This is a genomic window from Azoarcus taiwanensis (assembly GCF_012910885.1).
GTDB classification, from domain to species: domain Bacteria; phylum Pseudomonadota; class Gammaproteobacteria; order Burkholderiales; family Rhodocyclaceae; genus Azoarcus_F; species Azoarcus_F taiwanensis.
In genome coordinates this window covers 1-18,997 of record NZ_WTVM01000078.1, presented here as the reverse complement: position 1 = coordinate 18,997, position 18,997 = coordinate 1, and the positions used below count along the sequence as shown (strand labels likewise).

Annotated in this window: 8 protein-coding genes and 2 tRNA genes; 6 read left to right on the top strand and 4 right to left on the bottom strand. The window is 63.1% G+C overall.

Annotated features, from left to right (window positions below; translation table 11 throughout):
* The 6 genes from GPA21_RS12935 to GPA21_RS12910 form a co-directional block, all read left to right on the top strand.
* On the top strand, positions 1-8,776 hold an 8,776-nt coding region (locus GPA21_RS12935; RefSeq protein ID WP_168988562.1), incomplete at its 5' end, for an SDR family NAD(P)-dependent oxidoreductase.
* Positions 8,773-9,906, top strand: coding sequence for a Gfo/Idh/MocA family oxidoreductase (locus GPA21_RS12930; RefSeq protein ID WP_168988561.1), 1,134 nt, complete (start codon positions 8,773-8,775; stop codon positions 9,904-9,906). The genes GPA21_RS12935 and GPA21_RS12930, both read left to right, overlap by 4 nt.
* Positions 9,899-10,687 (top strand): thioesterase II family protein, encoded by a 789-nt coding sequence (locus GPA21_RS12925; protein WP_211163579.1) that lies wholly within the window; start codon positions 9,899-9,901, stop codon positions 10,685-10,687. Before GPA21_RS12930 ends, GPA21_RS12925 begins: the two co-directional genes overlap by 8 nt.
* Positions 10,688-10,698: 11 nt before the next feature.
* Positions 10,699-13,638, top strand: coding sequence for a salicylate synthase (locus GPA21_RS21190; protein WP_211163578.1), 2,940 nt, complete (start codon positions 10,699-10,701; stop codon positions 13,636-13,638).
* 36 nt (positions 13,639-13,674) lie between these two features.
* Positions 13,675-14,427 carry a 4'-phosphopantetheinyl transferase family protein gene (locus GPA21_RS12915; RefSeq protein ID WP_168988560.1) on the top strand — a complete coding sequence of 251 codons (753 nt, stop codon included), beginning with the start codon at positions 13,675-13,677 and terminating at the stop codon, positions 14,425-14,427.
* A 31-nt stretch (positions 14,428-14,458) separates the two neighbouring features.
* Positions 14,459-15,349 (top strand): LysR family transcriptional regulator, encoded by an 891-nt coding sequence (locus GPA21_RS12910; protein WP_168988559.1) that lies wholly within the window; start codon positions 14,459-14,461, stop codon positions 15,347-15,349.
* A gap of 67 nt (positions 15,350-15,416) precedes the next feature.
* On the opposite strand, the gene GPA21_RS12905 is transcribed toward GPA21_RS12910, so the two are convergent.
* The 4 genes from GPA21_RS12905 to GPA21_RS12890 all read right to left on the bottom strand — a co-directional run.
* Positions 15,417-17,330, bottom strand: coding sequence for a tyrosine-type recombinase/integrase (locus GPA21_RS12905; RefSeq protein ID WP_425483702.1), 1,914 nt, complete (start codon positions 17,328-17,330; stop codon positions 15,417-15,419).
* A gap of 245 nt (positions 17,331-17,575) precedes the next feature.
* A tRNA-Gly gene (locus GPA21_RS12900) sits at positions 17,576-17,651 on the bottom strand.
* Positions 17,652-17,658: 7 nt separating this feature from the next.
* Positions 17,659-17,732 (bottom strand) — tRNA-Cys (locus GPA21_RS12895).
* A 268-nt stretch (positions 17,733-18,000) separates the two neighbouring features.
* The coding region (locus GPA21_RS12890; protein ID WP_425483701.1) for a LysR family transcriptional regulator at positions 18,001-18,997 on the bottom strand (997 nt) is incomplete at its 5' end.

Sequence of the window (18,997 nt, the reverse complement as noted above, 5' to 3'; positions counted from 1 at the left end):
GGCCCACGGGACGGCCACTCCACTGGGCGATTCGATCGAACTGCAGGCGCTGCAGGGTGTATTCCATCCCGCCGGCCAAGGGCCCGCCTGCGCGCTGGGCTCGGTCAAGAGCAACATGGGACACCTGGATACGGCTGCCGGCATCGCCAGCTTCCTCAAGGCGGTGCTGGCGGTCGAGCGCGGCGCGATCCCGCCATGCGTGAACTTCCAGCAGGCCAATCCGGCCTTGCACCTGGAAGACGGTCCTTTCTACGTGCCGCGCGAGGCCCAGCCCTGGGAGGCGCCGGTTCGCATCGCAGGCGTCTCGTCCTTCGGGATCGGCGGCACCAACTGCCATATGGTCGTGGCGTCCTTGCCGCAGGCCCTGCGTTCGGTGCATCAGCCCGAGAATGGGCAGCCCCATGGCGCTGATGAGGACGTGCTGCTGCTGAGCGCGAACAACGAAGGCGCGTTGCGGCGCCTGGCCGGTGCCTATGCACAGGCATTGCAAACCCAGCCTGTCGCAGACGTGGCCCATACGGCGCTGACGGGCCGCTTGCTCGACATGCCTTGGCGGCTGGCCGTGCCCGTATGCGGTGAGACGGTGGATGCCTTGAACGCCTTCGCCCAGGGCGAGGACGACATTCTTATCCAGGCCGGCCAAGGCGAAGCAGGCAAACGGGCATGGCTTTTCACCGGCCAGGGGTCGCAGTGGCCCGGCATGGCACGCGACTGGTACCACTCCTCCCCCGCCTTTGCCCAAGGCCTGGATCGCTGCTTGGCGGCGTTCCAGACCCTGGATAGTGCTTTCGCCGAGCAATTGCGAACGGCGCTGGTGGAGCCGGACAGCGATTTGCTCCAGCGCATGGAGTACGCACAGCCCGCCATCGTCGCCTTCGAACTGGCGATGGCTGCGCATTGGCAGGCCTTGGGGATGGCGCCGGACATGGTGCTGGGTCATTCGGTCGGTGAGTTCGCGGCGGCGGTCGTGGCCGGCTATTACAGCCACGAGCAGGTCATGCCGCTGGTGCGGCGGCGTGGCGCACTGATGGATCGCTGCCGCGGTGGCGCCATGCTTTCGGTCTTTGCCGACGAGGCGCAAGTCATGCCGGTTGCCGTGCGGCTGGGCCTCGACCTTGCGGCCTGCAACGGTGAGCGTCACCTGGTCTTCTCCGGCGAACGCGACCTGATCGGCAAACTGGCCGCCGAACTCGAAGGCATGGGCGTGCGCAGCAATCCGCTGGCGGTCACGGGCGCGGCACATTCGCGGATGCTCGACCCGATCCTGCCGGAGTTCCGGCAGGCTGCGGGCGCGCTGCAGGCAAGACAGGGCGACATCGCGCTGATCTCCGGCCTGACTGGCGAGCTGGTGGATGCCGCACTACTGAATCAGCCGGACTTCTGGCCGCGGCACATGCGCAACCCGGTGCGCTTCGTCCAATGCCTGCGCAAGGCCATCGACGACGGTGCGGGCCTGTTCCTGGAAATGGGGCCGGATGCGCCCTTGGCCGGTATCGGGCAGCGGGAGATGGGCGATGGCGCCCACTGGATCGCCAGCGCCCGCCGCAACCAGTCCGCACGGCAACCGCTGCGCCAGGCCCTGATGCAACTGTTCGTCGCGGGCGTCGATCTGCCCTGGCCGCAGTTGCTGCGTGGCTCGGGACGTAAATGCCATGCCCCGCTGTATCCCTTTGAACACCATCGCTACTGGCGTGAAGCAACCGCAGCCGCAGCGGCGAACGCGGCGCCTCAGTTGTCGCACGGCACGCAACTGCCGACTGCGCGCAATGTCGTGACGCGCGAAGCACGCGAGCTGGATTTGCCGCGCCTGGAGGCCCTGTATGGATGCGTGGTCAAACTGCATGCCATCTATGTCGACCGGTTGCTGCGCCGCTGCGTGGGTGAGCGCATCGACCTGGGCGTGACGGCACTGGATATCCTGCGCGATGGACGGCTTCTGCCCCGACATCGCCAATTGCTGGTACGGCTGCTCAACGCCTGCACCGAAGACGGCTACCTGCAACAACAGGACGAGCGCTACTGCACGCGGGTTGCCGCGCCGCATGCAGCGCATGCGCAACTGCTCGCCGAACTGAAAAGCTACTGCGAGGGCCTGGACGTCATCGCGGAAACCGTGCAGCGCGCGGGCGACAGCCTGTACGAGATGATGAGCGGTGCGATCGAACCCGTCGCCGTGATCTTCCCGGAGGGTGCCTCCAGCGGCGTGGAAGTTCTGTATCAGGATTTCAGCTTCGGGCGCTATTTCAATCAGATCGCTGCGGGTGTGGTCGCCGATCTGGTGCGCAGCCGCGGCGAACCCGGCGAACCGCTGCCGCCATACCGGGTGCTGGAGGTGGGTGGCGGCACGGGCGGCACCACTGCGTGGGTACTGCCGGCGCTGTCCAGCCAGCCGGACGTGCACTATGTGTTCACGGACATCTCGCCGATTTTCACCCGCCGCGCCGAGCAGAAGTTCGCCGACTACGGCTTCGTCGAGTACCGGGAGTTCGATCTTCAGCAAAGTGCCGAGGCCCAAGGGTTCGCGGCAGGCGATTTCGACCTGATCGTGGCTGCCAACGTCATTCACGCCACGCAGCACGTGGGGGATGCGCTGGCGAACCTGCTGCCCTTGCTCAAGCCGGGTGGCCGTTTGCTGATGCGCGAGATCACCCGGCCCATGCGCCTGTTCGATTTCGTGTTCGGGCCGCTGGTTCTGCCGTTGCATGATGAGCAGGCCCGTGGCGGCGAACTGTTCCTGAGCACGGCGCACTGGCGCGATCAATGTCTTGCTGCCGGCTTCGCCACCGTCGAATGGCTCCCGGACGACGGCGCCGCCACGTCCGGCATGAGCGAGCACATCGTGCTGGCGACGGCACCCGGCGCGTCCGCTGCGCAGTCCGCGCCGATGCGGCTTGGCTCTGGCGTATTGGGCCAGGCGCTCGCCAACGACGGCAGCTATCTGGCGGATTGGTCCGACTGCGCTGGGCAGGACAGTCAATGGCTTGACCGAGTTGGCGAGGCCAGTCGTGAAATGGCCCGTCGCCACGGCGATGGCAGGCATGTGCCCGCGATCGCTGTTCCACCACGGGCACCGGACTGGTTGGGACTGGTTCGCCTGCAATGGCAGGCCCGGCTGAATCAGCCGCCGAGCATCGACCTGACGCTGCTTGGGCCGAATGGCCTCTGGCAGAGCCCACTGGCGTCCCCCGGTGGTGACGAAGACGGCCTGCCGAAGCTCTCCGCAACGCCAGACACGCACTACGACTGGTGCTGGGACCCGCTTGGCCGGGCGACGGATGCCGTCGTCGGCAGGCGGCTGCGAGTGTTCGGGGAAATGGACGCCGGCCTGGTGTCCGAACTGGCTCAGGTGGGCGTCACCCTGGATGAGGATGCCGGGGACATGCTGGTGCTGCTTCCGGAACACGCCGGCCTGGATGGCGTTGCCGAAACCGTGCTCGGTGCAATTCAAGAAGCCTCGGGCCAGGATGGCAGCCGCATTGTGGTGGTCACGCGGGCGGCATGGCCGATGGCCGGCGACGAGAACGTCAGTGCGGCTCATCATGCTGTCTGGGGGCTGGCACGCACCGCGTCGGTCGAGTTTGCTGCCCCAGCAGCGGCCACGCGTTCCATCCTGACGGTCGATCTCGCAGTGGACGCGCCTTGGCAGGATCTGGTCGTTGGCCTGCATGCGGCGGAGAAATCCGGACAGTGGGTGGCCGTGCGCGCAGGCCATGCATGGGCGCCGCGACTACAGCCGCACCGTTTTGCCGCTCCCGCGCTGAATGAACACAGCTTGCGAAGTGACGGCTGGCACGTGGTGACGGGCGGGTTGGGCGGCCTGGGTCGATTGACGGCTGAATGGCTGGCCAGTCGCGGCGCAGGTCGAATCGCATTGCTTGCGCATCGGCAGCAGGAGGACGCCGCTGACTTCATCGCCAGGCTGCGACAGCGCTATGCGGTCTTGGCGACGTGCGTGGTCTGCGACGTTGCCGATCTGGCCGATCTCGATCGTGCGCTGGATCGCCTGGCGGCTGACGGCGGGCTGGCCGGTATCGTGCATGCCGCAGGCGTGCTCGACGATGGACCGATCTCGTCCTGGGATGCCCGTCGCCTTGCGCCCGTGCTGGCGGTCAAGGCTCACGCGGCGCGGCATCTGTACGAGAGACTGAGCCGGGCCGGTGGCAGGCCCTACCTGCTGCTGTACTCATCGGCCGCCGCCGCCCTGGGCAGTGCGGGACAGGCCGGCCATGCCTTGGCGAGCGCCTATCTGGATGGCCTGGCGTATGAAGCCGCCGCCTGGGGTGATGAAAGCCCGGTCAAGGTGATCGCCATCGGCTGGGGCGCCTGGGGCGAAACCGGACGTGCGGCCGACGAAGCATTACAGGCAGCTCTCGCGCAGGACGGCATGGGGGTACTGAGCGATGCCGAAGGCCTATGGCATCTGGAGCAGGCACTGTCGCGCGGGGCGCCCTACCGCCTGGCGATGCGGGTGTTGCCCGAGCATCTGGATGATGGCCGCAAGCAGTTGCTGGGCCTCCTGCGCGAGACGGCGCGGCAGCCTGCGGTGCCGGTGGCAGGCAAGCCCGCCAAGGCCGCGCAAGCGCAGGCTCCGGACCTGCTGGCGGACCAACTGGCAGATGCCGGCGCGGTGGCGCAGTGGTTGGCAGCGCAGATTGCGGCTCAACTGAGGCTGGACGACCCATCGCGGCTCTCGGCCAAACGCGATCTGGTGCAACTGGGGCTGGATTCGCTGTTGTTCCTGGAACTGAGCAGCACCATCCAGCGCCGCCTGGGGGTACGCATCGACGCCGAACAAGCCTATCGGGAGATGACGATCGCAGGCCTGAGCCGATTGATCGCCAGGCAAGCGGCGCAAGCCACCGAGGGGCCGCCGCAACCGACGCTGCTGCATCACGATGCGGCCGGTCGCTTCCAGCCATTCCCGCTGACGCCGATCCAGCATGCGTACTGGTTGGGACGCACCAGCCTGATCGACTACGGCGGCGTGGCCTGCCATGTGCTGTTCGAGTGGGACCTGCGCCATGACCAGTTCGACCTGGAGCGTCTTGAGCAGGCCTGGAATGCGCTGATACAGCGTCACGACATGCTCCGCATGGTGATTGGCGACGATGGCCAGCAGCGGATTCTGGAACATGTCCCCGAGTACCGCATCGAGCGCCGCAACCTGTCCGCGCTTTCCGCCGACGAACAGGAACGGACGCTGGCACAAACCCGGCAAGAGCTGTCCTACCGTGTCCTGCCGGCAGAGCGTTGGCCGCTGTTCGAACTGATCGCGTCGGAGCTGGACGGCGAACGCTACCGGCTGCACATGAACCTGGATCTGCTGCTGTTCGACGTGCAGAGCTTCAAGGTCATGATGGACGACTTGGCGGCCTTCTACCGGGGTGGCAGTCCGGAGCCGTTGCAGATCACCTTCCGCGACTACGTGCTCGGCGAACAGGCACGTCGCCAGACCGAGGATTGGCTCAGGTCCTGGTGCTACTGGCAGGACTTGCTGGCTGAACTTCCGCCTGCGCCGAGCTTGCCGCTGTCCGATGGCGATCCGGATGGCCACCAACCCAGTTTCACGACCTACCAGGCGACTCTGGATCGCCAGAGCTGGACGGACTTGAAGGAGGAATGGCGATCCTGGGGGGTGACCCCTTCGGCTGCGTTGATGACGCTGTTCGCCGTGACGCTGGAGCGCTGGGCACGCTGGCCGAGCTTCACCCTGAACCTCACCTTCTTCAATCGGCGTCCCGTGCACCCGCAGATGAGCCAGTTGATTGGCGACTTCACCTCGGTGCTGCTGGTCGATTTCGATCTGAGCGATGAATCCCGCACCCTGCGCGAGCGCATCGAGCAAACCCAGCGGCGCTTGCGTCAGCACCTGGCACACAGCCAGGTGAACGGCGTCGAACTGCTGCGGGAGGTAGGCCGCATTCGTGGGCAATCGCATCAACCGCTGATGCCGGTGGTATTCACGAGCATGCTGGGCATGACGCTGGATGGGCTGGACATCGATCAGGCCATGACCAGCCTGCTGGGCGACCCCGTGCATGTGTTCACGCAGACCCCACAGGTGTGGCTGGATCACCAGGTGATGGAGATCGACGGGGAACTGGTGTTCAGTTGGTACTGCATGGACGAGGTGTTGGCCGAAGGCGCCGCACAGGCCATGTTCAGGGATTTTCATGCCGTATTGAAGGCGGTGGCGAGCGCTCCCCAGCGTATGCAGCAGCCCGGAATATGGAAACACGCCGAGGGGCAAGCTGAGCCTTTGCCTTTCGCGCGCCACACGTGGTTCGCGGCCGAAAGCCGTGTCGATCCGAGAGAAATCGAGGCCGTCGCACTCCGGCAGGAGGGCGTCTTTCAGGCCGATGCCGAGCACGATGGCGTTGGCGGCAATCTGCTGGTCAAGGTGGTGGCGAAACCTCGCAGCTACGACCCGGCCGGTTTCACGGAGCCTGATCTGGGGGTTCTGCCGGAATTGGCAGGCCTGGAGCCAGCCGAGCAGAGCCACTTCGATGCGGTGTGGCAGGCGCTGGAAACCCGTGCGCTGCACGGTATTGCCAGCACCCTGGCGAACCATGGCCTGTTCGTGCAGGAACGCCAGGCGGTGACACTGGAGGCCATCTACCGACGCCTGCAAGTGCTGCCGCAGTTCGAGCGCATCGTGCGCCAATGGCTTCGGGCGCTGACGACGGCGGGCTGGCTGAGCCAGGACGATGGGAACTTCGTGTGCCTGCGGCCCTTGAATGACATGCCGGCCCCGCCAGCCATGCCACCCAGCGCCTGGGGCGACACGCTGGCTCACTACCTGGATCGCAGCGTGGAGCGGCATGCGCAATTGCTGCAAGGCACTTGCTCGGCCCTGGAACTGTTCTTTGCCGATGACTACGCGATCACGCGAGCACTTTATGCGCAGAACCCGGCTGCGCAATGCGTGATCCGCAACGTGGCGCATATCGTGCGGAGGCTGGGACAGTCGTTCCGGCCGGAGCGCCGCCTGCGCGTCATGGAGGTTGGTGCCGGCACCGGAGCCACCACGGGCACCGTGCTGGAAGCACTTGGCCACCGCCTGGACACCTATCACTTCACCGATGTCTCGACGTTCTTCCTGGATGAAGCACGCAAGCGATTCACTGGGCGCGGCGAACTGACCTACGGCATTTTCGACATCAACCAGCCGGTCGACTACGCGACGTACCCGGCCGAAAGCCATGACCTCGTGGTTGCCGCACAGGTCATGCACGACGCCAGCCACGTCGTACGGTCGCTGCGCCGTATCGGCAGCCTGATGAAGCCAGGCGCCCGTCTGGTGCTGATCGAGGCCACTCACCGGGACAGCCTGTTGCAGATGGCCAGCGTGGGCTTCATCGAAGGGCTGGGCAACTACCAGGATCACCGGATCATCGATGACCGGGCCATGCTGAATCTGGCCCAGTGGCGCGAGGCGTTGCAAGGCAGCGGCTTCTCGCTCGAACTGGCCTGGCCGGAAACCGCGGACTCCCCCCTCCATCAGCATGTGATCGTGGCCCGCCTGGTACGCGCCGCCCACGTCGATTGCCAGGCGATCAGGCAGTCGCTGGTGCGGCATTTTGGCGAGACGCTGCCGGATGTCGAAGTGCGGCAAAGCGAGCCTCAGCAGATGTTCGCCATCGGTGCCCCTGCTGGCGCGCGGGCCCTGACCGCAGCCGCAGCCGTAGCCGTAGCCGAGACGAGCACGCAGCCAGCGGTCGACGGCGCAGCCATGTCGTCCAACGCCCGCGAAGCACCGGACGATGCGCTGATCAATAGCGTCGCGCAGGTATGGCAGGCCTTCCTCGGCAGGCCGGTGGGTCCGGAAAGCGACTTCTTCCATAGCGGCGGCGACAGCCTGATCGCTACGCGGGTCATCGCCCAGCTCAACCGCATGGGCGTTGCGGGCGCCAGCCTGCAAGCGCTGTTCGCCCATCGCACCTTGGCGGCTTTCTGCGCCACGCTCGAAGGAATCAGGAGACCGGATATGAAGAATGTTCTCGTACCCTTGACGCAAGGGCATACGCACGAACGCGTGTTCGTCTTTCATGCCTCAGATGGCGGCGTGGCTTCGTACATGTCGTTTGCCGGGGCATTGGATGCCCAGGTGTGGGGCTTGCAGGCTCCGGAACAGATTGAAGTCGACAGCCTGCAGGCCCTGGCCTCCGGCTACCTGCACGCGATGAGGACGAAGCTCGGCAGGGAGCCACACGTTCTGGTGGGATGGTCTTACGGGGCCGCAGTCGCTGCCGAGGTCGCACGCATGCTGCATGGTCGCGGCAAGGCCGTTCGCCTGGTGTTGATAGACCCGGTGTACGGGGCCGACTTCGCGGTCGAGGACCTGTCTGCACTGATGGTGATGCTGGCAGGCGAACACCAGATCGTCCTGCCAGAAAACTGGGAGGCACTGGACGAGTCGGCCCGCATCGAAGCGTTCGTTGTCGGTGCAGTTCAGGCGGGCGTCATCGCCGAGGCAATGCCCACGGATGTCGCGCGGCAGTGGCTGACGCGCATTTTCCGTTTGCTGAACCTGCTGGCGGAGCACCGCATCGGGCGATCCATTCCGGCTCCCATCCTGTGGATCGAGGCAGACCGTCACCCGGATCACTGGACACCGGCGGTGCGCGAATGGGCGGATTGGAAGGCACACGCGCAAACCCTGACCGTGACGGCCACGCACTGGCAACTCATGGCGGATGCGGACATCGCCGTTGCGCTGGCTGGCGATGTTCAGCGGTGGCTTTCCAGCACGAACTGCGCGGAGTCCACGAAATGATCCGCTCCAATCCCAGCAAGAGCCGGCGCGTCGTGGTCGTCGGCGCGAAGTTCGGCGAGGTGTATCTCAATGCTTTCCTTCAGTCCCGGCCCGGCCTTCAGTTGGCAGGCCTGCTGGCCCGAGGCAGCCGGAGAGCGCAACAACTGGCGCACGACTTTGGCATTCCGCTCTATACCCATCTGGAGCAGCTTCCCGAAGACATCGACATTGCCTGCGTGGTGGTTCGATCCACGGTAGCCCAGGGCGAAGGCAGTCAACTGGCTGCTGAACTGTTGAACCGTGGCATTCATGTGGTGCAGGAACACCCCTTGCATCCCGATGATGTCGAACGGCTCCAGAAACTCGCCGAACAGCGTGGTCTGCGGTACTGGGTCAACAGCTTCTATCCGCACGTGCCGGCAGGCCGTTGCTGGATAGAGCGGGCAACCCATGTCATGCAGCTCCTTGGCGGCGAGATGCCATGCGCGGCGCATCTGACGACCAGTCGCCAGTTGTTGTATTCGACGCTGGATCTGCTGCTGCAAGCCTGCGGCATCCCTGATGGCGGCCAAGTACAGGTTCATCCGCTGGATGGCGCTGACGCGCACTTCGTGCCCGTGAGCCTGGCGCTGCCGGGTGGATGCCGGGCGGTACTGCGCCTGCAAGCCTTTCTCGATCCGTCCGATCCCGACATGCACAGTCTGGTGATGCACCAGGCCAGTCTGATGTGGCCTGCGGGCTATCTCACGCTGGAAGCAAGCTACGGGCCGGTGCTGTGGACAGGTCATTTCCACGACGCGCAGCACGACAGCCAGGAACGCACGATGTATCGCTATGCACCGGCCGAGGCCGTCTATGCGCGTCCGACCTGCGCGGTGCTGCACGATGCGCCCGCCACCTGGCGGGATGCCTTTGAGGTCGATGGCGCGGCTGGCGTTGCCGGCGTTCTGCAGACCCTCTGCCAGGTTCTGGACGGCGAGCGCGTACCGACGGGCTTCGATCCCGCATACCAGTTGGCTCTGGCGCGTCTTTGGCTCGACGTCCTGCGCGTTGTTCCGCCTGCGGAGGAGCGACGCCTGTCGCCACCCCAAGTCGTGACCTGGGACGAGGTGCAGACGGATCACGGAAGCGCAGGAGGCATGGATGGCTGACCTGATGCCGTTGTGCGCAACAAGCGAACCCTGCGCAGAGGATATCCATCTCGTGCTGTGCCCCTTCGCGGGCGGGAGTGCGAACGCGTTCCGCAGTTGGCGCGATCTGCGACCTTGTGGCTGGCAGGTCTGGTTGGCGGTCTATCCCGGACGCGATCAACGAATGAACGAGGCCTGCGCGGCAAGTATCGACGAACTGGCCGATCAGGTTCTGATGGCCATCGACACGCATCAGATCACCCAACAGCAACTCGTGGTCGCCGGTCACAGCATGGGCGCCCAGGTGGCCTACGAGGTTTGCGTCCGGCTGGAACAGCGCGGCTCGGCGCCGCTCGGCCTGGTTCTGTCCGGCTGCCATGCGCCGCACCTGCATGGCCGACGCCTCATCAGCCACCTTGAAGATCGCGCATTCCTTGAGCAATTGGTCGCCATTGGTGGAAACGCACAGGAACTGTTGAACGAGCCGGGATTGTGGCCTGTGTTCATGCCGATGCTGCGGGCGGATTTCAAGGCAACCGAAAGCTATTGGCATCCCCCCCAGAAACCGGGGGAACGCCGGCGACTGCAAACGCCGGCGTTGTTGATCTACGGCAGCGCAGACCAGGAGGCCTGGCGATCGGAAGTCGAAGCATGGAAATGCTGGCTATCCGACGTCGATGGGCCGGTAGCCATCGCTGGCGAACACTTTTATGTCACTCGTCGCCCGAGAGCCTTTCTGGAGCACATCAGACGGCGTTTTGAACCGCATTCCGCGCACTCAGCGACGTGCGCTTTCAAATGAAGGAGATTGTGATGAAAGCCGACATTTCCGAATCGCGCATGAGCACATGCGAAAAATTCATGCCTCTTGGGCATTGTCTTGCGCAGTGGGCACGCAACTACGGCGACCGAATCGCGCTGATCAATGAGACGGGCGAAAGCCTGACCTACGCGCAGTTGCACGAACGTGTCGAGCGCATTGCCAGTGGCTTGTACGCTGCGGGCCTGCGTGCTGGCGACCATGCCATGGTGCATATGCCCAACACCTTCGGCTTCTTCTATTCGTTCTTCGCGCTCCTGCGTGTGGGGGTTATCCCCGTGATGGCAATGCCCAATCAACGGGAGCAGGACATCGATGCATTGATGGCCCTGGCGCAACCGACGGCCTACTTCATTCCCGATGATGTTGGCGAACATGACTATCTGGCGCTGGCACAACGCATGCAGGCCAAGCATGAGAGTCTCCGGTTGGTTGTAATGGATGGGGACGTCGAGCACGAAACACGCAACGTCCAGCTCCTGACTGCACTCCAGGGTTCCGCATGCCCCTGGACCGAGCAGGATGGGCGCGACACCGCCGTGCTGCTGCTTTCGGGCGGTACAACGGGAACGCCAAAGCTGATTCCCCGCACCCATGGGGACTATTTCTACAACTTCACCGCTTCCGCCAGACTGTGTGGATTCGATCGGGAGATGGTGTTCCTGGCGGTGCTTCCGGCCGCGCACAACTTCACGCTCGCATCTCCGGGTGTGCTCGGAACCTTTCAGTGCGGCGGCACCGTCGTGACATCGGTCTCTGCCAGTTGCGATGAAGCCATGCCGCTGATCGAGAAGTACAAGGTGACGCATGTGGCGCTGGTGCCGCCGCTGGCCAAGCTGTGGGTGGAAGGCCGCGAATGGGAGGACAGTGACCTATCCAGCCTCAAGCTGATACAGGTGGGCGGTGCCCGTCTGGAGGCGGGATTGGCCCGGCAACTGGTCGATGTCATCGGCTGCAAATTGCAGCAGGTCTTTGGCATGGCCGAGGGGCTGCTGTGCTACACGCGCCTGGACGATCCGCTGGACACGATCATCCAGACCCAGGGGCGCCCCTTGTCCCCCGAAGATGAGGTTCGAATCGTCGATGAGGACGACCATGACGTTCCTGAAGGTCAAGTCGGGCAGTTGCTGACCCGAGGTCCGTACACGATTCGTGGCTACTTCCGGGCACCAGTACAGAACGCGTCCAGTTTCACCGAGGATGGCTTTTACCGTTCCGGCGACCTGGTACGTCGTGACGCGAATGGCAATCTGATTGTGGAAGGTCGCATCAAGGAACAGATCAACCGCTGCGGCGAAAAAATTTCTGCGGCCGAGATCGAAGAGGCGATCAGTTTGCTTCACGGCGTCCATGCCGCCGCCGCGGTCGGTGTTCCAGACGAACTGCTGGGCGAACGCATCTGCGTTTTCATCAAGCCGGAAGGCGGTCAGACGATCGATCCTCTGCACATCAGGACGGCGCTGCGCGAAGGTGGTTTGAGCGACTACAAGGTGCCGGATCAGATCGAAACCATCTCCGAATGGCCCCTGACCGCAGCCAAGAAGGTCGACAAGCGACGCCTGGTCGCGGTCGCCCTCCAACGTGCCTCAGCTTCTCCGAATGCCGAGCCATCGAGTTACCTGCAGGAGACGATGACAACGGATGCGCCGCCGTTCGAGTTGGCAGTCAAAGTAGCCGAAGTCATTCGGCACGAAGCCAGCAACTACGTCTTGTACGAACGTCACGGCGAATGGACATTGGGTCTGGAATGCGCCATGCGGATCACGGTGGATGCGGATGGAACGGTTCGCAGCAGTGATGGGAGGTCGTGGCGATCAGCGTCTGTCAGCGAGAGCATCGAACAGGCCCTGGCCGACATCCCGTTCGATAACTGGCGTGCTTATGGCCGTGCCGATTTCGAGTTCGCCTATCTAACGTATGGTCTGGACAATCCGTACAGCTCGGGCCCCTTGCTCACCATCGTCATACCGAAAAGCGAAATCCGCATTCGACTTGGAACTGTACAACTGCGCACGCTGGACAGCGCAGAAATGCCTCGGCTGGTGGCGATCGTACAAACGGCCGAAAGGAACGGGCTTCCACGAGTCGATTCGCCAATCGCTCTGGACGTGCGCTCTACGGGGGGTGTGCAGTACCGCGATATCGTGGCTTCGGCGGTACAGGACATGCGACAGGGTCGGTATCAGAAAGTCATCCTCTCCCGCGCTGTGGAAATTCCGTCCGCGGTGGATATGGTGGCCAGCTACTACGCCGGGCGCAAATCCAATACGCCGGCCCGATCATTCCTTTTGAAAGATGGCGAGTTCCAGGCCTATGGCTTCAGCCCTGAGATCGTCGTGACCGTTGATGCTGAGCGCAACGTAACGACTCAGCCTTTGGCTGGAACCCGCGCATTGACAGGTGCGCCGGAGAAAGATCAGCAGTTGCGCAAAGAACTGGAATCGGATGTGAAGGAGATCGCGGAGCATGCGGTTTCGGTGAAGCTCGCCGTCCAGGAAATGCTGCAGGCATGCCAGGCCGAATCTGTCGTCGTGGACGAGTTCATGACCGTCCAGGAGCGCGGCAGCGTGCAGCATCTGGCGTCGCATGTGAAGGGCGTTCTAACCCCTGGTGCCAGCGCTTGGACTGCATTCGAGAAGCTGTTTCCCGCTGTCACGGCATCCGGTATCCCGAAGAGGGAAGCACTGGAAAGCATCAACAGGCATGAGGGCCGCGCGCGGGGGCTTTACAGCGGCTGCGTGCTGATCGCCGACAGCGACGGTTCGCTGGATGCGGCCCTGGTGCTTCGTTCTGCGTATCGAGATGCAGGCCGTGCCTGGCTACAGGCCGGAGCGGGGCTGGTGCCGCATTCGACGCCAGAGCGCGAGTGGGAGGAAACCTGCGAAAAGCTGACATCCGTCGGCCCCTACCTGATTTCCTCGAAGGAGCATTGAAACATTGCTCCCGCATTCCCTTGTCCCGACAGCCGCATGACGGCATGGATTCCCGGACTGGCCGATCTTCTGGAATTGTCGCCTGACATCAGACTGTCCGGGCTGGCACTGCCAACCGGCCGGACGTCGATGAATGTCCTTGGGCTTTCCCCGACGAGTTGGCTGGGGCAGTCCATGGTGACGGGCATGAGTCACAAGCGGCGAAGGGAATTCCTTGCAGGGCGGCTTTGTGCCTTCCATTCGTTATCGGAGATGGGGGTCGATGCCGAGTTTCCATTGCCCGCGCAAGATCGACTTCCCATCTGGCCCCCTGGGATCCTCGGCAGCATCAGTCATTGCGCGTCGGTGGCCGTCGCCATGGCGGCGCCAGCCTCCAGATTCCATGCCTTGGGCATCGATGTGGAGACGTTGATCGATGCCGATGTCGCGCAGGACATATGGCACAGCGTCGGCCGTGAAAGCGAACGGGTTTGCCTGGAGCGAAACATTCCCTGCCGCGCTCGATCTTTGACGCTTCTGTTTTCCGCCAAGGAGGCTCTTTACAAGGCGCTTTATCCATTCTCGCGCCAATACAAAGACTTCCATGCCGCCGAAATCATTTCCTGCCAAGCCAAGGCACTCGTACTGCGATTGACTGAGGACTGGTGTGGATCGTGGCGAGGTGGAGCCTGCGTGGAGGTTCGATACGCATGGTTGGACCGTGAGGTACTGACGGCAGTGTGCATACCGCGCACATCGCCCATTCATTCACGCACCGCTGTCGCGGCAGTCACGGAGCCTGAAGTTTGAAGATGCAACGATCGATCGGAACATTGCCCACATGGAGCTACGACACCTCAAGTGCTTTCTTGCCCTGGCCGAAGAACTACATTTCACCCGCGCAGCCGAACGTCTGCATATCGAGCAACCGCCGCTGTCGAGAACAATCAAGGAGCTGGAAGATGATCTGGGCGTGACCCTTTTTGATCGTGATCGTCGTGGAACTCAGCTGACACCAGCCGGCGCGGCATTTTTGCAGGATGTCCGCCGGTTGTTCACCGTTCTGGAGAATGCGAAGGAGAACGCCAGGACCATCGCGTCTGGCCTGAAGGGGTGTCTGCGCATCGCGGTTTCCGACGGTTCGGTCGATCGCCGGCTGTCTTCTTTTCTGGCTTGTTGCCGAGAGGAAGAACCCGAAATCGAGGTGCGGCTGTCCGAAGTTCCCCTGGCAGAGCAAATTCGCGGCCTGCGTTCCGGCGACTTCACGGCGGGATTGGCGCACACGGCTGATGTGGGAGAAGGCATCGTCGCCGAGCCGATCTGGCACGATCCCTTGCTGGTTGCCGTGCCTGCCCGCCACGAGCTACTGGAACACAAGGCAATTCCGCTGCACAAGCTCGCGGACCACCCACTGATCCTGTGCGATCCCCATGTATGTGAGGGATACTGGCGAGAACTGATGCGTTTGCTGCGGCCGCTGCACCGTGAGCCGCGCATTGTCGAACGTGCGTCGTCCCTCGACATGCTGCTTACGCTGGTGGGAGCTGGCTACGGGATAGGGTTCACCACCGCCGCGAGCCTTGCGTCCAGTCAGCATCGGGATGTCATTGCCCGGCCCTTGGCCGTGGAGTCAACCGTCATTACCACCTATTTGCTTCGCCCGAGCGACGTCGCCTTGGCGCCACCACTGGAACGGTTCATTGCTCGATTGCATGCCCAGGCGCAGGAATGAGGTGGGTGGCCGGTATGAATGCGTCCCGTGTAGAGAGGATGCATCCATACCGAGCCGACAAGGCAGTTCACCCCGCGACGACCACGGCATCCTCCATCATCCGCCGAATGCTCTGTCGCACCTGTTCGGGAACGGATTGTGATTCGGCGGCTTCGTGCGCACCCGCATGGGGCTGATGAGACCCCATGATTGCGCGGACAATGGCCGGCACATTGGTGGCGGTGACCACATCGATAGCCGCGCGATCCCCCAGGTCCGGGTGGGGCCGGGTCAGCATGCGGTACAGCTCCCATGAGTCGGCATATGGGCACTGGTTCATGAGTACCTGGGCCAGCTTGTGCTTGAGCGGCACCAACTGCCAGTCGGGCACACGCTGTCCGCGGTTGCCCAGACTGATGGACAGCAGCTTGCCTGCCTTCAGCTCGCGGTTGATCTGATCCTTGGACTTCCCGGCCAGCTTGCCGAACAGCGGGACCGGCAGGTTGCTGGGCGATTCGTACATGGCCAACATTTCCTCGCGCTCGCGCTGGATGGCGGAAATTTCCGGTTCTGGTGCCCGCGTGGGAGGCGGAGGAACTTGCGAGAGGCGCTGGAACGCGATTTGGGAGGAGGTAGATGTCACGAGGATGGGAGTCGCAGCCACAGGCGACACTGGGGCCACAGAAACCGAGGTGCCGCTGGGGGCGGCTTCCTGCGCTTCCACCATGGCCGGCACGCCGCCGATATGGATGGTGAGGTGTACGGCGGCAGCCTCCACCTGGTCCTGTTCAAGCAAATCAAGACGGTCGGCCCAGTCCTGCATCATCCGTCGGCGCGGCTCCACGTACTTGGCGTGGTTGTACGCCGAGCTGACCTTGTTCGGGTCGGAGTGCGAAAGTTGGGCGTCCACCCAGATTTTCGGGTACCCAATCTCGTTGAGTGCCGTGGAGATGGTTCCGCGAATGCCGTGGCCCGTCAGCCGATCCTCGCAGCCCATGCGCTTCAAAGCTGCATTGAGGGTGTTCTCGCTGATGCGTTTCTTGAGGTCGCTGCGGTGCGACAGCAGGTACTTCTGCGCTGGCCGCATCACGCCCAGCAGGTAGCGCACGATCTCGATTGCTTGCAAGGACAGGGGCACGATGTAGGGGGGGACGTCCTGCGGCCGCTTGCCCGCCTTGCGCATCTCGTCCTGGAGCTGCTTGACGATTTCGGGAGGGATGATCCAGAGGCCGCGGTCGAGGTCGAACTGATCCGGAGTCGCAAGCCGTAGCTCACCCGTACGCACACCGGTCAGGAACAGCAACCGGATGCCAAGCTGGGTCTGCCAGCCACGAGGGTTGTAGAGCCTGAGCCTTTGGAGGAACTCGGGAAGTTCAGGCAGCCGCAGGTAGGGGTTGTGGGTCACTGGCGGTTTGGGTTCGGCCACGACGTCCAGATCCGTCGCCGGATTGGATTCCATGCCCTCGACCACGACCAGGGCATAGCGGAACAACTGCCCCAGCCAGGTGCGAACCTTTTCGGCAGTGGTGAAGGCCTTGCGCTTCTCGATCCTTGCCAGAACCCCGAGAAGTTGAGGCCGACGAATATCGTAGATCGACATCTTCCCCAGGGTGGGCAGCACATCCTTGCCGAAGATGCGCTTGATCTGCGACAGCGTGCTGTTCCGGCCGGTTTTGAGTTCCTTCGAGCGGTGTTCAACCCAGGCGTCGTAGACGGCCTTGAAGGTGAAATCCGATGCCAGCTTGACGGCATGGCGCTTTTGCTTGCGATCAAGATGAGGGTTGATGCCCTTGGCGAGAAGCGCCCGGGCTTCGTCGCGCAAGGCACGGGCCTCGCGCAGGCTGACCTCGGGGTAGTTACCCAGGGATATGCGTTTTTGCTTGCCGAGCCAGTAGTAGCGCAGGTGCCACGATTTGCCCCCGGTAGGGGCGACCACCAGGCCAAGGCCATCGGTGTCGGGTAGGTTGTAGGTTTTGTCGGCGGCCCTAGCTTGCCGCACCATCAGATCAGAGAGTGTCATCATCGAATTCCTAAGTCATGGACTTAGGCCTGATGCTGCTGCTCATCCCGATCCAACCCCAGCAACAACCCGGAACTGGTGCCACCCGCATTCTTTGGCCTTAATTTTGGCCTTAAAAACGCTGGCTGTTGGTGGATTTCCGTGGCTTTTGCTGGAATGAAAAAAGGGGCTTTCGCCCCTTCTTTCAACGACTTACAGACGTCAGTGGAAGTCTGTAGATCATAAATTGGAGCGGGAAACGAGTCTCGAACTCGCGACCTCAACCTTGGCAAGGTTGCGCTCTACCAACTGAGCTATTCCCGCAATGTTCTGGAGGCGCGACTCGGAATCGAACCGGGGTACACGGCTTTGCAGGCCGCTGCATAACCACTCTGCCATCGCGCCGGAAACACCCCGATCTGAGCCAACTGCGCCGACCGGTTCAAAACGCTTTCGAAGCGCTTCGAGGAATCTGGAGCGGGAAACGAGACTAAAACCCCCGCTTTAACTCCTTGATAACGCAGCAATTTTTACTTCTCATTGTGCCGCGAAGGACTGCATTATGTACTAACAGCTCTCGCCTGGCAACACCTTCGCGGCACTTTTTGCGACACCGACTCTGTCCGGCGCGGCGCAGGCGGCGGAGCGCGGATCCTTTCCGAATCGCCAAAGATCAACTGGCCAGAGTCGCGGGTCTCGATCCTATGCGAACCACCCGCTCTATGAAGCGGGACAACTGCTCGGATGGCGTCGCATTGGAACGAAGCAAGAACGTGGTGATGGCGAGGCTTGGATCGGCCAATGGACGCACAACCACTTCTGGATGACGACAGGAGGCGGCGTACGCCGCATTGGAGAAGCCGACGCCGTAACCTGCCGCCACCAAGGTCAGCATCAGGTCGGTGGTCGAGACACGTTCCGCGACTTGAGGTTGGGAGTCTATGGAACGCAACAGGCGTTCCAGTTGCTGGTCGCACCCCGCGCACGTCTCGGGATTGCAGAGCACCAGCGGATAGTTCAGGACCTCCCTGAGTGCGACGCGCTTGTGCGCAAGCAAAGGATGCCTCGGAGGTATCGTCACGACGATCGGGTCTTGCCAGACCGGCTGGGCGACAACGTCCGCCTTGAGGCCGTCGAACAAGGTGAAGCCTGCATCGTAGAGATCGTTCTTCAACCCTTTCAACTGCTGCGACAGGGGCATCTCGAAAAGTCGGATTTCGATATCCGGCTCCTCCTCCCGGCATAGCGCGAGCAACGCCGTCAAGCGTGCCTGGGCAATGCCGTCGGAAAGCGCGATTCGCAGCCGACCGCGGAAGCCCGCGGCCGCGGCTCGGACGTTCCCCTTGGCCTGCTCGATCACCAAGAGGATACGACGCGCATCCTCGATGAACACTTTTCCCGCCCAGGTCAGTTGCACGCCGCGAGACGTGCGCTCGAACAGCCGCGCGCCGACATCGGATTCCAACTTCTTGATGGCGCGAGACAGCGGCGATTGTTCGATATGCAGTCGTTCGGCGGCCCGCCCGAAATGCAGTTCTTCGGCAACCGTGATGAAGCAGCGAAGGTGGCGAAGGTTCACTCGAAACTCCAGGACACGAGCATTGAGCCGAACTGGCGTCACGCTCGAGTTGGTTGCCCCCTTCCCCGCCTCCAGTCGCCCCCTGCCGCAA

What these genes read in the sequence shown, in the direction of transcription:
- GPA21_RS12930 (WP_168988561.1), top strand. Translation starts at nt 8,773, where the DNA reads ATGATCCGCTCCAATCCCAGCAAGAGCCGGCGCGTCGTGGTCGTCGGC.
- GPA21_RS12925 (WP_211163579.1), top strand. Translation starts at nt 9,899, where the DNA reads ATGGCTGACCTGATGCCGTTGTGCGCAACAAGCGAACCCTGCGCAGAG.
- GPA21_RS21190 (WP_211163578.1), top strand. Translation starts at nt 10,699, where the DNA reads ATGAAAGCCGACATTTCCGAATCGCGCATGAGCACATGCGAAAAATTC.
- GPA21_RS12915 (WP_168988560.1), top strand. Translation starts at nt 13,675, where the DNA reads ATGACGGCATGGATTCCCGGACTGGCCGATCTTCTGGAATTGTCGCCT.
- GPA21_RS12910 (WP_168988559.1), top strand. Translation starts at nt 14,459, where the DNA reads ATGGAGCTACGACACCTCAAGTGCTTTCTTGCCCTGGCCGAAGAACTA.
- GPA21_RS12905 (WP_425483702.1), bottom strand. Translation starts at nt 17,330, where the DNA reads ATGGTGCGGCAAGCTAGGGCCGCCGACAAAACCTACAACCTACCCGAC.